Origin of the sequence: Sphingobacterium sp. B16(2022), from assembly GCF_012030425.1 — a bacterium.
GTDB lineage: Bacteria > Bacteroidota > Bacteroidia > Sphingobacteriales > Sphingobacteriaceae > Sphingobacterium > Sphingobacterium anhuiense.
Window position 1 is genome coordinate 268052 of record NZ_JAAUVN010000007.1, and the last position, 14238, is coordinate 282289.

General features: G+C 35.5%; 13 protein-coding genes. 7 read left to right on the top strand and 6 right to left on the bottom strand.

The genetic code is table 11. The annotated features are described in order from the left end of the window. Window positions 1-6: 6 nt before the first annotated feature. The 4 genes from HCX49_RS24785 to HCX49_RS24800 form a co-directional block, all read right to left on the bottom strand. Entirely contained in the window at window positions 7-420 is a 414-nt protein-coding gene (locus HCX49_RS24785; RefSeq protein ID WP_021187768.1) for a hypothetical protein, read from the bottom strand. 45 nt (window positions 421-465) lie between these two features. Further along, window positions 466-2115, bottom strand: coding sequence for a M28 family metallopeptidase (locus tag HCX49_RS24790; protein ID WP_168128441.1), 1650 nt, complete (start codon window positions 2113-2115; stop codon window positions 466-468). Beyond that, a complete protein-coding gene (locus tag HCX49_RS24795) occupies window positions 2099-2737 on the bottom strand; it encodes a SprT-like domain-containing protein (RefSeq protein WP_168128442.1) in 639 nt (212 codons plus the stop codon). The genes HCX49_RS24790 and HCX49_RS24795 overlap by 17 nt, the downstream gene beginning before the upstream one ends. Window positions 2738-2840: 103 nt before the next feature. Further along, a complete protein-coding gene (locus tag HCX49_RS24800) occupies window positions 2841-4451 on the bottom strand; it encodes a DUF4139 domain-containing protein (RefSeq protein WP_168128443.1) in 1611 nt (536 codons plus the stop codon). A 359-nt stretch (window positions 4452-4810) separates the two neighbouring features. Here HCX49_RS24800 and HCX49_RS24805 point away from each other — a divergent pair, with 359 nt between their 5' ends. Next, window positions 4811-5704, top strand: a complete 894-nt coding sequence (locus HCX49_RS24805) for an alkaline phosphatase family protein (RefSeq protein WP_168128444.1) — start codon at window positions 4811-4813, stop codon at window positions 5702-5704. A 497-nt stretch (window positions 5705-6201) separates the two neighbouring features. After that, window positions 6202-7869, top strand: coding sequence for a DNA repair protein RecN (gene recN, locus HCX49_RS24810; RefSeq protein WP_168128445.1), 1668 nt, complete (start codon window positions 6202-6204; stop codon window positions 7867-7869). A 203-nt stretch (window positions 7870-8072) separates the two neighbouring features. Here recN and HCX49_RS24815 read toward each other — a convergent pair whose 3' ends face one another. Continuing rightward, a complete protein-coding gene (locus tag HCX49_RS24815; protein ID WP_168128446.1) occupies window positions 8073-8540 on the bottom strand; it encodes a helix-turn-helix domain-containing protein in 468 nt (155 codons plus the stop codon). 1005 nt (window positions 8541-9545) lie between these two features. Between HCX49_RS24815 and HCX49_RS24820 the strand changes: the two genes are divergently transcribed. From HCX49_RS24820 to HCX49_RS25480, 5 genes are all read left to right on the top strand, one after another. After that, window positions 9546-9761, top strand: coding sequence for a hypothetical protein (locus HCX49_RS24820; protein ID WP_132845921.1), 216 nt, complete (start codon window positions 9546-9548; stop codon window positions 9759-9761). Beyond that, window positions 9751-10086, top strand: coding sequence for a type II toxin-antitoxin system RelE/ParE family toxin (locus HCX49_RS24825; RefSeq protein ID WP_168128447.1), 336 nt, complete (start codon window positions 9751-9753; stop codon window positions 10084-10086). The genes HCX49_RS24820 and HCX49_RS24825 overlap by 11 nt, the downstream gene beginning before the upstream one ends. Window positions 10087-10997: 911 nt before the next feature. Further along, window positions 10998-11807: a sigma factor-like helix-turn-helix DNA-binding protein gene (locus tag HCX49_RS24830; protein WP_168128448.1), complete on the top strand. Its 810-nt coding sequence runs from the start codon at window positions 10998-11000 to the stop codon at window positions 11805-11807. A gap of 15 nt (window positions 11808-11822) precedes the next feature. Beyond that, window positions 11823-12461, top strand: a complete 639-nt coding sequence (locus tag HCX49_RS25475) for a hypothetical protein (RefSeq protein ID WP_206368706.1) — start codon at window positions 11823-11825, stop codon at window positions 12459-12461. A gap of 204 nt (window positions 12462-12665) precedes the next feature. Further along, the gene (locus tag HCX49_RS25480) at window positions 12666-12917 is read left to right on the top strand and encodes a hypothetical protein (protein WP_206368708.1); all 252 of its coding nucleotides are present in this window, start codon (window positions 12666-12668) and stop codon (window positions 12915-12917) included. Window positions 12918-13760: 843 nt separating this feature from the next. Here the strand turns inward: HCX49_RS25480 and HCX49_RS24840 are convergent. Then, a complete protein-coding gene (locus tag HCX49_RS24840) occupies window positions 13761-14174 on the bottom strand; it encodes a hypothetical protein (protein WP_168128449.1) in 414 nt (137 codons plus the stop codon). Window positions 14175-14238 lie beyond the last annotated feature (64 nt).

Sequence of the window (14238 nt, forward strand, 5' to 3'; positions counted from 1 at the left end):
AATTAATTATGCAAATAATGACCAAGTTCCCCAAGGAATACGAGCTAAGATTAAGATTAATCCAAGAATGTAAAAAATCAAAACAGTTTTGTTAGCTTGTTTGGCATCAGTCAATTTTTTAGCTTTTATATAACCAATAGAAATTAACACAATCGCGATAATCATCGTAAGCGGATGCTCGATAATTTTAAAACGCATCGTAGGGTCTTTCATAATAGAACCTGAGATCATGGATGGGTATTTTAATACGAAGAATAAAATCAATCCAATTAATAATTGCAAGTGAGAGGCGATAAAACCTAACAGCGCAATTTTTCTATTATACGGTTTGTTACCTGAGAAGTTTACAAAGGTAATGATGATTGAAACAATCAGAGCTAACAATAAGATAATTGCTAATGTCGAGTGTAAGTGTAACATAATTTCTTCTTTAATTAATTCTTTGAATACAAAAGTATAAAATAACTAACGCTTTTCGCCTATTTCTTTAAATTCAGATTTTTCTTTCCATTTCGGGAAAGTCGCTTCTTGACTTAAGGTATAACCAATATCAAAAAATAGTCGAATATCGGCTAACATACCTTCAAAATTCCACTCCGGAATCACTTCATCGTTGACAGCATGATAACGGCCCTCCAATGCTTTTTTTCGTTTTTCAGTAATGGACCGATCTTTTTCCAGATAATCATTTCCACTACCAGCATAAAATGCAGGAACACCAACCTTCGCAAAATTGAAATGATCAGAACGATAGAAGCCTCCGGATCCAGGATTGCCCTCTGATTTCGTATAGCGGTCAAATTTGAGAGCAGAACGTTCGGCGTAGTCATCCATATCCGATTGCCCTTTTCCAACAATAGATACATCTTTGGTAGCACCCGCAGCACTGAAGGCATCCATATTGATATTAGCAACTGTTTTATTTAAAGGGTAAATCGGATTTCTAACATAATAATCCGATCCCAGTAATCCGTCTTCTTCCGAAGTCACAGCAAGAAATACAATGGAACGTTCGGGAGCTTTTTTAGCTGCTTTAAAAGCTTTAGCAATCTCAAATAGTGCTGCTACCCCAGCAGCATTATCAATGGCACCATTATAGATTGAGTCTCCATTGACTGCTTCGCCAATGCCGAGATGATCCCAATGTGCGGTGTAGATAATATTTTCATCTTGACGGCTTTTACCTTCAAGTCTGGCGATGACATTATTTGACTTTGATCTTTTTATTTTATTGCTGACCTCAAAATTTGTTGTTATTCCCAAAGGAACTGCTTTGAAGCCTTTTTTCTTCGCTTTTTCCATTAGTGAGTCATCATAACCTGCTAGTTTAAAAAGCTTGGATGTACTTTCTGTAGATAACCAGCCCTCCACTTGTGCATATTTATGAGGGTCGCTCACATTGTCTAAGTCCATCTGCGGCGCATTTCCCCAACCTGTACGGATCACATTCCAACCGTAACTAGCTGCCTTTGTCTGATGGATTATCATAACGCCAGCGGCACCTTGACGTGCTGCTTCTTCATATTTGTAGGTCCATCTTCCATAATAGGTCATTGTATCGCCTTTAAAAAGAGACTTATCATAATGTCCAGGATCATTGACCATGACAACGACAGTCTTTCCCTTTACATCAAGATCTTGATAATCATTCCACTGGTATTCCGGAGCAACGATACCAAATCCTACAAAAACGAGCTCTGTATTTTTCAATTCCACATGATCCTGCAGGCGACGGCTTGTTAACACATAATCTGTAAGATTATTTAGTGTGAGTTCGTCCTGCGGAGATTTTAAAGATAGGCTTACATTGGGAGTGGAGGTAATCTCTACCATTGGAACTTCCTGAAAGTAACTGTTGCCATTACCGGGTTCTAGCCCTAGCGCTTTAAACTGAGTTGCTATATAGTTGGTCGCCAAAGTATCTCCCTTTGTAAAGGGTTTTCTACCCATAAATTCATCCGATGAAAGTTTGAGGATGGTGCTCTTATAGCTTTTTTCACTAATGCTGCTGAGTGCTTTTTGATCGAGGGTATTTTGCTTCGTTTGCGCTGATACAAGATGCGGCATACCCATGCATGCTATACCTAGCGCTATGTAGTTAAATTGTTTTTTCATGTTGATGTGTTGTATCAATAGGATAAATCTCCGCAATAGGATGGAAAAGATAAATTTTGTTACTGCTCAATTCTACGCATTTGTAGCGCTTTCTCACTTTTTCCTGCTTTTGAAACACCCGACCATTCTGTAATTTGAAATGACTTTTCTCAGGTAACATTTCAACAGTTAATACCTGATCGGCATGTTTGTCAAATTTTTTAAGGGTACGAAAAAGATGAAGATCAGTACAACTGGATGCTGCCGGATTTGCTAAATATTGCGCTACAGCCGTGGCAATTTCAGCAGGAAAAATCTGAAGCCCTAAAAATGGATTCATTAAATTTTGAAAATTAGACTTCCATTCACTACCATGCGGCTTCACAGCATGTTTATGCTGTTGCCAAGTCTGCAGATGTGCAAACTCATGAATGGTGGTGATCAAGAAGGAATAGGGGTTGAGATCATGATTCACCGAAATGCGATGGCCAGCCGTACGAAAAGGTGCACGATAATCACCAAGTTTTGTACTTCGGGTTTTAGATATTTTGAATAAACAGCCCGTATCATTGATCCATCTGGAGATAATGGGAGCAGCCTCTTCGGGCATAAATCTTTTCAATGTAGCACTATAATCCTGCATAACACAAACATAACTTTTTTTATTATTATAGCACTTATGCAAAAAGAAATTAAAAAATAAAAGCCGCACTATAACTAGTGCGGCTTTAAAAAAAAAGAATACTTTAATAAATGTTTACCTGTTTATCTTTTGGATATTTTAAACTATAGCCAAATCGGATCTTTTTACTAGCGCCAGCAGGAACTGTGACATTCCATTTCAGTATACCGGTCTCTTTTGTTAATTCGGCACCGTCTTGATCATCGACTGTGATTTCCATCGATTTGTCTGTCGAAATTGGTATCTGGTCCTGCAGGTTGATGGTTACACTGCTCTTCTTATTATTTTTTATGGTGATCTCATACACCAAGCTTTGTTTTTTGCTTCCGCCCAATATCTTGGTTTGAGATAGATCATTCACCTTGTCACGCTTTATGCTGATCATCTTGTCTCTCCCCATGCTCATTTTGAGCGTATCGGTAGACATATTTGGATCAATAAAGGTCTTGCCAACCAGCATATTTTCAAACATGATATTTGCAATTCCGGGCATCAGATTTAGTTTTTCGTAATCTGTTAATTCCGCCAGGAGATATACGCTAGGATCTAAGCGAGGTATCGCTACATAATTGTAATTTGCCGGATGCTTGTATTCTTTTAACGATACACTATGTGGCTTGCCGTTGGATGCAATATCGTATGGGATAGTAATATCAAATGTCGTATTCAGCTGATTTTCGTTTTGCTGCGTATAAGCATTGATACCATTTGTTCCCCGAATGCGGATATTTTTTTTGTCACTTATGGTAACGACCTCATCAAGCACAAGGCCTGAAGCCTTATTTTGCAAAGCTTGAGGAAGCGTGGGCTGATTATAATACAGTTGCCAAGGAACTAGCGTTGGCGCTATTCCGTATTGAGACGGAGCACCTGTTGACAAGGTCAGATGAACCTGTTTCCAGTCGATCCCGGTTTCTTGCGTGACATTCGCTTTGTAAATGATTTCCAACGGTGCAGTAGTACTAGCGGATCGTAGATCATATGATGCATTCCAGGATGCCTGTGAAGATGTGTACGTAATGTCGAAAGGTTGATTTCCAGCTTGGTTATTGATAACCTGAACAATCAGTTGTCCCCCTGAACCTGTTGTTTGTCCCTGTACCTCTTCTAGCTGGACTTTTGCTCTGTTAACGACATCTTGCTGGCTAACGATTTTATCTTCTAATATCGTAATATTACTTTTCACCTCCAGGTATTTAGTCTTATAATAATCGGCCATTTTAGCAAGTTCAGCAACAGTAGTACTACCATTTGTTCCAGCTATTTTTTGATTGTTTTCCAGTAGTTTTAAGATACTTTCTTCCGTTGCCTTTTGATTTTCAAAAGCTTTTAAAGCGTTAGCCTCCTTTTTGTATAAATTCTCTGCTTGTACAAATGCATCACTTTTGACATCCGCTCCAATATAATTGACGGCTGACCGTACGGACATCACCGTTACGTTAGGAGAGCTTCCGATCTGAATACTGTTTTCATCGATGCCATTTGCAACATGTGTAAATACAAGTTCAGTAGTTCCTGTGGGCAGGTTTACGTTAGCATGATGATTCAGTTCAGCCGCATTGGTATACAGCATAACCTCTTTTAAATCCGTCTTAATAATTTTGGGGCTCTGTGCAAATAAACTGCCACTGATGATGATGCTACCAATTGTTAATGAAATCTTTGTTATCTCCATCTTGTTCATTTAGTAATTTATATAAAGATGCGGTAATTAGTTTTATTTCATAAAAATAATTTGGCGCAGGAATAATGTTGCCCCATGTACCTGGAATAATAGATTGGGAACTGCTAGTATGGATACAATATGCTAGAGATGAATTTTGTTTTAAAAGAAAGAGTAGGTATTTAATAAAAGGCTGCTTATCAGTAGGTAAACGGTGGTTTAAGAAATTGTAATTTTAGTTTTAATAAACAAAGTTTATGTTTGCTAAACAAAAGATATTTTCTAACTTTAGTTTTACCAATGTAATGGGACCGAATTGTTCTGGTGATGCAGTGAGTGAAATTCTGTTAAAAAATATAATATATAATACCATGAAAATAAGAGTATTAATAGTAGCATTGTTTATACTGGTTTACGTTAATGTAAACGCACAAAGGGTAGTTATAATTGGCCTTGATGGTTTTAGTACTGAAGGGTTCAACGGTTCTAAACACCCTAATATTGATCGGTTATTTGAAAAAGGACTGATTACGTTGACAAATAGGCCCGTAATGCCATCGATCACATTGCCCAATTGGACAAGTCATTTAACGGGACAGGGACCGGAAGAACACGGTATAACAGCCAACAACTGGACAATGGAAAACCATACATTAAAAGCCATAGAAACAGATGAGCAGGGATATAGTCCGTCTATCTTCAAGGTATTAAAAGATAAAAAAAACAATGCAAAAACAGCATTTTACTACAACTGGGCCGAATTAATCAATCCAATTAACAAAAAATATTTGGATGAAGTCTCCTTTGAGGAAGGGGACAGGTATAAAGATAATTATGCAAAGGCATTGAAATTTATAGAGAAAAATAAAAATGATCCTACTTTAGTCTTTTTGTATAGTGTGCATACAGACCATGCAGGACATGAATATGGATGGATGTCGCCGCAGTATATTACAGCAATTGAAGAGGTGGATGTAGAAATCGGTAATTTCATTGATAAGCTTAAAGAACAAAAGCTTTACGATGACACCTACTTTTTGTTTATTACAGATCATGGCGGTATAAAAAAAGGTCATGGTGGCGTGACTATGAATGAAATGCAGATTCCATGGGCGATTACCGGTCCAAAAATTAAAAATCTAGGGCTTACTGATCAGTTTTTTAATAGTAATAAAAATACCTCTTTGGTACTCGCTAAGCTATTTGGCTTGAAGAATATTCCAAAATCCTGGACGGGAATTGCGCCAACTGTGATTTTTAAATAACGATAAGTTTCTGCTTTCGCTAGGCAGAGATCTGAAAGACAGGTATACGAAAATTTATCGTGCCTGTCTTTTTTTATTGAAAATACTTTTACTGATGATACTTGCCGAAGTGTTCTTTTCCCTTTTGTGCTAATACAAATTAACGCGCGCACTTCGTATACATTCGCTTATTTACCTTGTCTCCCTTACATATATTTTTGTACTGCTATATGGTTATATAGGTTTGTTTTTCTTCCACATACCGCTTATTTATACTAATATAAATAGATTTTCAGCTATTTATATTAGTAAATTATCATTTATTGTTTTATCTTAGTGCTGGAAATTTTTATAGTTAGCTCGTTTTCAGTTAGCTTATAAAAAGATAATATTTATTATCTTTCCGATATTAAATAATTCTTGATGGTAACGGAGAGAGCGATATATTCGTTTAAATTTGATAGCGTTCAAGATTAATCTCATATAAATTAAGTCAAAAAATAGACACATAAAAAAATATGCTAGCGAGATTAGATATTAAGAATTACGCATTGATTGACGAATTATCAATTCAATTTGATAAAGGATTGAATATCATCACAGGTGAAACCGGTGCGGGTAAGTCAATTATCATGGGTGCGCTATCCCTTATTTTAGGAAGTAGGGTAGAAGGAAAATATTTTTTTAATCAAAATAAGAAATGCAGCATTGAAGGTTTTTTTCAAATTGAAGCATACGATCTGAAAGGTTTTTTTCAGGAACATGATCTGGATTATGAAAATGAAACCATTATTCGTCGTGAAATTAGTGTAGATGGTAAGTCGCGTGCTTTTGTGAACGATTCACCAGTTACCTTAGCTATCCTTAAAAGTTTAGGTGAAAAGTTGATTGATATTCATTCACAGCATGCCACCTTGCAGATCAATACGGAAGAATTTCAGTTTTTGGTCGTGGATAATGTCGCAAAGTCCACTGCTTTAAAAGCGGGTTACCTAACCTCATTTTTGAGGTATAAAAAAGTTAAAAACGAATTAAGAAAGATAAAGGAACAAGCCAAGCAGGCTCATATTGAAGCAGATTTTAATCAATTTCAGTTTGATGAGCTTCATCAAGCATCGCTAACTGCAGATGAGCAGGTAAATTTGGAGGCCGAGCAGCAACAACTTGAGAATGCAGAAGAGATAAAAAGAGGCTTACTTGGTGCCGTACATATCTTAGAGGAGCAGGAGCAGAACGTAATCTTACAGGTGAAAGAATCTTTAGGTCAGTTAGAGTCTGTCGCTTCTTATCTTACAGCTTTGCCCGATCTGGTCAATCGACTTCGGAGTGTCTGGATAGAGGCTAAGGACATTGCTACAGAAATTGGTTATCTGGAGCAGGGAACAAATTTGGATCAGGACAAATTATTGTTGATCAATGAACGTCTGAGTTTGATTTATAACCTTCAAAAGAAGCATCATGTCGATACAGTTGAAGACTTAATAGCAATCAAAGATGCTTTAGAACAAAAACTACTGGATGTTAATAGTCAGGATGAGCGAATTATTGCCTTAGAGAAAGAGTTGACCGAGACTTATCAGCAGGCTTTGGAAAAAGGAAAAGCATTAACAGAATTGCGGAAAAAAGCTTTACCTCAAATTGAAAAGCATGTCGTTTCAATCTTAGCGGAAGTAGGCATGCCCAATGCCAAACTGGAAGTGAAGCTGGAGGATTTAGCGGAAAATGAACTGAAAGAAAATGGAATGAACAGTATCCAATTTCTATTTTCGGCAAATAAAGGACAGGAATTACAGACAATTCATAAGGTTGCTTCAGGTGGAGAGTTATCGCGTGTTATGCTTGCGATTAAATCTTTGATTGCAAAGAGTTCAGCATTACCGACGATTATTTTTGATGAAATTGATACCGGTATTTCTGGTGAAGTAGCATTGAAAGTTGGGGAGATTATGGAGCGCTTAGCCGGAGATATGCAGGTTATTGCGATTTCTCATTTACCTCAGATCGCATCGAAAGGAAGATCTCATTTTAAAGTCTACAAAATTGATGAAGGTGATAAAACAAAATCTAATATTGTGCTTTTAAATCAAGAAGAGCGTATCAAAGAAATTGCTCAGATGTTGAGTGGAATAAAACCTACCTCTGCAGCACTAGCGCATGCTAAGGCCTTGTTAAATATTGTTGATTAGTACGTGTCAGTACTAAAAATCATCTGGTCAATTTTGGTGTGCAGGTATGTTTAAGATAGATAAAGAGCTAACAACATGATCCCTGATAGATTACTTGAATTTTGAACTACTATAAGTTTTTGGCTTCTCAACTTATGCAAAGGTCTTGCATAAGCTGAGATCGCTCATAAAATATAGTATGATATATTAAACATGTTGATCAATTAATTATTTCTATCCTCTTTCAATTTTTTCACTTCACTGGCAAGATCTAAAACCGCTTTACTTAATGCTGCAATAGATTGTGTTTTGATACGGTCTTCCTCAATGAATTTTTCCAGTAGTGCCAATAGTTTGTCTGAGCCATCATTGTTAAAAATGGGTTGTGCATTTTGACCAACTGAATTATCGCTAAATGTAGAATTATTATTGTTTTGTATATTATAGATAACATTTTCGTCTTTAAACGATTTGACAAAATCTGGTGTTACCCCAAGTGCATCTGCCAATTCTTTTAAAAGAGGTTCATCAAAAGCAACCATGTTTTCAAAATCAGAAATACGTTGTTGAGAGTATTTGCTTTTGCATAATTGCCCTAGAGCTTCTTGTTTTATTCCCTGAATTTCCCTTATCCGTTTTATGTTGTTACCGATGTGCATGGTTTCTTTTTTTTCTTCAAAAATAGTGTTCATATGCTATGATTTTATGGATCGGTACTTTACCGGTAAATCGGTAGGATACCATGAATGATTATGGTTGACAAAGTATAAATTTGATTAAAATTACGAAAGTTTGTTGGTAAAGACAAAATTGTAATGTGTTCCTCTGCAAGAGGAATTATAAACCAGATTAAACTACTTAGTTCTTTGACATATTGGTATTGATCGGGATTTAATCTACGATTTGAAGATATTTAATAATGAGGCTTCTTGTGACGCCGTAGGGTGAGGGTAGGTGCCACTCACTGAATACCTTAATAACATTGGTTGTTATTGACCAAAATTTGAAAGGTATATACAACGTTCGCCCATTTCAATTTTTAAAGAACAAGTTTTATTGTTTCTAACCACGATTTGAAAGAGTGCTTAAAATATTTAGAAAGTTTAGAGATTGGACGGTTAGTTTCTAGTTCACCATATAAAATAATTGAGGCTTCTTGTGACGCCGTAGGGTGAGGGTAGGTGCCACTCACTGAATACCGAAAATAGCATTGGTTCTTACTGATCGGATTCGAAAGGTATTTGCAATATAGGTTAATTTCAGCTTTTTACCATTTCTATTTACTGCTCAATCAATTTGAATAGAAGTCGAAATAAATGCTTTGAGGACTAGATAGTTAGGTTTTTTAAGAAATTATATAAAATAATTGAGGCTTCTTGTGACGCCGTAGGGTGAGGGTTTTTTACCACTCACTGAATATTTATCAATAATCTGAAATTTATAAAATGTTCTTGGCAGTAACACTTCATTGTTTAGGTTTAAGTTATATACACAATGCGTCCGCTTACTCGTTAATAAAATTAGAAAATAAGCTGTCAATTTTTTCTGGTCGTATTCTTTAATCTAAAAATATTCACATATAAAAGGTAGCTCTATATTGGAAATACTAAAATTAGACAAAATTGAGGCTCTCTTGATATGGTCATTTCAAACTATTGCCAGTTAGGAACTTATAATATTTATTGCTAAATTTGGTTATGACTACATTTAAAGTATCTGTTCCAGAAGACAAGACTTCTTTTTTCCTCGAAGTACTCGAACTTATAGGGGCTACGTACGAAGCGAAAGAGACTGATTTCAAACTCACTCATGAACAAGAGCAGTTCCTTCTATCGCAGAATGATGTGCCGCTCGAAGATTGCCAGCCTGCTAGTTTAGTTTTCGAAGAGTTGAAGGTCAAATATGGCCTATAGCATACTTATAACTCCTGCAGCAAGAAAGCAAATGGAAGATGCTACCGCATATTATTTGGAGCACGCCTCTAAAAAAGTTGCCTTAAAATTTCTTCAGGACTTTAACAAAGCTGTTGCTGATATTTTGAAAGTCCGATACTTCCGGGTATTTTATCTTAACTTTCGTGGCAGGATGCTAACGAAATTTCCATATATCATTTTTTATACGTTAGATGAGGAGAAAAAGATGATCATAATCAAAGCGGTTTTTCATACCGCACAAACTCCGCAAAAATATCCTCACACACAAATAATTCTTGAGGCTGCTTGTGAAGCCGTAGGGTGAGGGTCATTGCCACTCACTGAATACCGAAGATAACAGTATTGTTATTGATCATAATTTAATGGTATGTGCAATCAATCACGAAGACCATTAGTGGTGTTTACAGCTGATGAAACGATTTAAAGCAATCAAAAAGATATTGCATATAATTTCAAACTTGAATGTTAGTTTAAAATAGTTAGAAAGCTAACAGGTTAGAAGGTTAGTTTCTAGTTTAACATATAAAATAATTGAGGCTTCTTGTTACGCCTTAGGGTGAGGGTTTTGCCACTCACTGAATATCAAAAATGTATGAGTTGTAATTGACCATAATTTGTAAGGTATTTACAACATCCAGGATCAGGGTCATCCAAGTTGTTGCTGATCAGAATTTGAATGGTATGTACAACAGACTCGCTATTTATAATTTTAGAAGATAGTTGTTACGGTTCACTGTTTAAAAGAGCGTTTAAAAATAGTTAGAAAATTAAGGGGTTAGCAGGTTAGTTTCTAGTTCACCATATAAAATAATTGAGGCTTCTTGTTACGCCTTAGGGTGAGGGTTTTGCCACTCACTGAGTACCGAAAATAGCATTGGTCGTTATTGACTATAATTTGGAAGGTATATACAACTGCGCCAGAATTAGCGTATTAATATAACATTTTTTAATCGAACACAGTTTGAAAATAATTTTTCACTAAAAAAATAGATATAAGTGGATTATTTTATGCTTAGTATTCACAATAGATAGGCATTCTCTTGATAAAGCTACTAATTTCCGATCAATTCCAATATGATATGAACGTTCTAAGTCGTACTAGTATACCTCTAACATGATCTCAGTTTCCAATAAATCCGCCAGGCCGGCTGTGATCTGTTGAGGTGAATAACCAAAGAATTGGCATGCTCGAATGCCTTGACTAAAACGATGATTATGAATAAAACTTTACAAGTACTAAAAGCCGAAAAGTATATTTCCCTGCTTCAAGATGGAGATGAACGTGGCTTAAATTATTGCTATAATCGCTTTTACAGCTATCTTTTTGTGAAATCATTTCGGGTGACAAAAGATGATTGTGCAGCTGAGAGTATAGCTCAGGAAGCTTTATTGAGACTATGGCTATACCGAAAACAGGTGAAGGATATTGACGATACCTTAAATTTTTTAAAGGCACAGGTTAAGTCGGCTATATATGCATTCTTTAATACAACCCGAAATAGATTTCATAAAAGTCTATTGCGGCTAGATGGAATTGAAGATTATCAAGAGTTTTTACTCGGTTATGAAACAGAAGAAGAGCATGAAATGGATCTAGTCTATTTGGAGAAACTTGAGGAAGAAAAGCAAGAACGATTGGACCAACTTAACAAACTATTGCCAAGCCTTAACAATCAACAGCAGCTATTCATCAAACTTTGTCTAAAATATAGCTTTAACTACGAGCGCATTGCCCATTATTTGGGCGGTATATCTGATTATGAAGTCAGCTTGCAGGTTGAAAAAACCATTGAGATACTCCGTTCTGTATTCAATAATACGCAACAAATGGAGCTGCTGAATAGATCATCTAAAATTGTCCTTGATGGTGAATTCAATGACCATCAGACAGAAATTTTTCATATGCGCTATGAACTTCAACTGTCATTTGAACAAATATCTGAAGCGCTGAATTTGAATCCATCGAGGGTGAAACAGCTGTTCGTGCAGGCTCATGCTAAGATCAAAACTGCAAAAAAAGCTTAATTAAAATAGTCCGTTATGGAAAAAGATACCCTAATTTTAACTCGAAAAGTTCAGCTTTATTTGGACTGTGATGATAAAGAACAACGATCTGAGTATTATAAGAAATTATTCGAATGGCAGGATATTGTGTACCGCGGATCGAATATGGTGATGACGCACCAGTTTATTCAAGAGCAGATGAAAGATCTCATTTATCTGCGTGATGACGTTAAAGTTAAATTGGGAGATTTTAAAAAGGATCCGGAAGGCATATTTACATCCTCAAAGATGCATACAACTTATCGCATATTGTCTTTATATTTTAAAGGAAAACTGCCTTCGGATATTCTCTCATCAATGAATATGACCTTGAATAGGGCTTTTAGTACTGATCGGGTGGCTTATTGGAAAGGTGAAAAATCATTGCGAAACTATAAAAAAGATATGCCAATTCCCTTCGGTGGAAATCAGGTGAAACTTAGTAATGATGAGAAAGGATGGGATTTCAAATTGAAGCTTTTTAAAATTCCTTTCCGTACATATTTAGGGAAAGACCGATCAGACAAAAGGGTTTTATTACAGCGAGCATTGGTCGGAGAGATAAAGATTTGTACAAGTTCTATCCGGATCGTGAAAGGGAAAATATTTCTATTGCTGGCACTGGAACTGCCATAATAGCAACACCAACTGAAAGATCATATCATTGCTGAAGCATCCTTATCTGTCGAGCATCCGATTACAGTTTCTATTGATAAGGATAGTTATCAAATCGGAAATAAAGAAGAATTTCTATACCGACGGTTAGCTATTCAGGCTGCTAGGCAACGATTGCAAAAAGCTGCTACATTCAATAAAGGTGGTCATGGTCGTAAGAAAAAAATGAAAAGTTTGGATCAGTATAACGAAAAGGAGAAGCAGTATGTAGATAGTCGTCTCCATCTATATAGTCGAAGGCTGATTGATATATGTGTGAAATCTGAAGCAGGAACATTATTATTAGTCAATCAGACGACCAAAGAAGAGTTTGCTAAAGAGGATGAATTTCTATTACGGAATTGGAGCTATTATGGCCTGATTGAAAAGATTAAATACAAAGCCAATATGGCTGGGATTAATGTTATTGTAGAATAATTTTTAGGATTGTAAATCGAAGTAAATTAAATTTGGCGCAGATAACTTAAATAGAGAAGTTATAATTCTTATCAAGGCAACAGAAGCTCGTTATTAGTTATATAGGAATAAAGTATGGATAAATTATTTTTTGTAATCTTCAACAGTTATTATAAGGATAATGAATTTAAAAATGATAACCTACCGCTCACAGTAGGGGGGCTATTTTTTTGTATGTTCTTTGGAATTTATATGTTTTTTTGCTATTCCTATATTATATATCAGGATGTGAATGCTCGTCAAGGCCCGACAGATACTTTAGAATACTTGATGGTAATCCTTAGTTTTTCCACCACTTATTTTATTTTTTTCTGGAATAAACGATACATGAATATTTATGAAAAATATAAGGATAATGTAACATTAAGAAAGAAGTCAATAAAATATTTTTATTTTTTTTAATATTCTTTCTTATACTTTCTTCTTTATTTCTAGGTCTCATTCGGAATAAGCTTGTGTTTGGTAACTGGATATAATCAGAAAGTATTAGGTCTGGGAGCATGATTAGCGAATAGCATGCAAGTTATTTCGATTTCTCATTCACCTCAGATCGCATCAAAAAGTAGATGTCATTTTAAAGTATGCAAAAATGATGAGGGAGATAAGACGAAGTATAATATTGATTTATTGAATCAAGAAGAACGAATCAAGTAAATTACTGAGATGTTGAGCGGTTTAAAATAATCTACCTCAGTGGTATTGGCTGATGTTAAGGCGTGTTAGGATAGCCTATTTTAAGTTAAGCTTTAATAGAAAACAAGTAAATTTAAATGGTTAAATTTACTTGTTTTCTATTAACAAAAATTAATTGCCAGCAGTAGCATCTGTTAAAACAATTTTGATGTCCATATCGTCGGGAGCTTTTGGAGTTAAACCACTTACATCCCTCGCGAAAATACGTACTTTACCAATTGAATAGTTAGAAGAGTAGTCATGACCAAATATTATAGAAGGAATTAGTTCGTATGTTTTAGAATTTACAAAGTTTACAGCTACACTTACATGGCCATCTTCGTAATATTGTGCATCTAAGTCCTTCACAGCAATCTCAATACTATACATATTGCCATTTTTTGTCCATTGATTGGAGTTAACTGGATAAACATAACTAACTCCATCTAATACATTAACTTCTTGAGTTATATACTCTTTCGTGCAAGAACTAAGTGAAGTTAAGGTTGCACCACCTATTAATAAGGCTAATAAAATTCTTTTCATATCTGTAGTTTTTTTGTTCCTTAATTTGTAAGACTGTTTGTAACTAAAATAGTTTAACAATCTT

Bases quoted from the DNA above. Each gene is read 5' to 3' on its own strand.
- HCX49_RS24785 (WP_021187768.1), bottom strand. From the start codon at position 420: ATGTTACACTTACACTCGACATTAGCAATTATCTTATTGTTAGCTCTG.
- HCX49_RS24790 (WP_168128441.1), bottom strand. From the start codon at position 2,115: ATGAAAAAACAATTTAACTACATAGCGCTAGGTATAGCATGCATGGGT.
- HCX49_RS24795 (WP_168128442.1), bottom strand. From the start codon at position 2,737: ATGCAGGATTATAGTGCTACATTGAAAAGATTTATGCCCGAAGAGGCT.
- HCX49_RS24800 (WP_168128443.1), bottom strand. From the start codon at position 4,451: ATGGAGATAACAAAGATTTCATTAACAATTGGTAGCATCATCATCAGT.
- HCX49_RS24805 (WP_168128444.1), top strand. From the start codon at position 4,811: ATGAAAATAAGAGTATTAATAGTAGCATTGTTTATACTGGTTTACGTT.
- recN (WP_168128445.1), top strand. From the start codon at position 6,202: ATGCTAGCGAGATTAGATATTAAGAATTACGCATTGATTGACGAATTA.
- HCX49_RS24815 (WP_168128446.1), bottom strand. From the start codon at position 8,540: ATGAACACTATTTTTGAAGAAAAAAAAGAAACCATGCACATCGGTAAC.
- HCX49_RS24820 (WP_132845921.1), top strand. From the start codon at position 9,546: ATGACTACATTTAAAGTATCTGTTCCAGAAGACAAGACTTCTTTTTTC.
- HCX49_RS24825 (WP_168128447.1), top strand. From the start codon at position 9,751: ATGGCCTATAGCATACTTATAACTCCTGCAGCAAGAAAGCAAATGGAA.
- HCX49_RS24830 (WP_168128448.1), top strand. From the start codon at position 10,998: ATGAATAAAACTTTACAAGTACTAAAAGCCGAAAAGTATATTTCCCTG.
- HCX49_RS25475 (WP_206368706.1), top strand. From the start codon at position 11,823: ATGGAAAAAGATACCCTAATTTTAACTCGAAAAGTTCAGCTTTATTTG.
- HCX49_RS25480 (WP_206368708.1), top strand. From the start codon at position 12,666: ATGAAAAGTTTGGATCAGTATAACGAAAAGGAGAAGCAGTATGTAGAT.
- HCX49_RS24840 (WP_168128449.1), bottom strand. From the start codon at position 14,174: ATGAAAAGAATTTTATTAGCCTTATTAATAGGTGGTGCAACCTTAACT.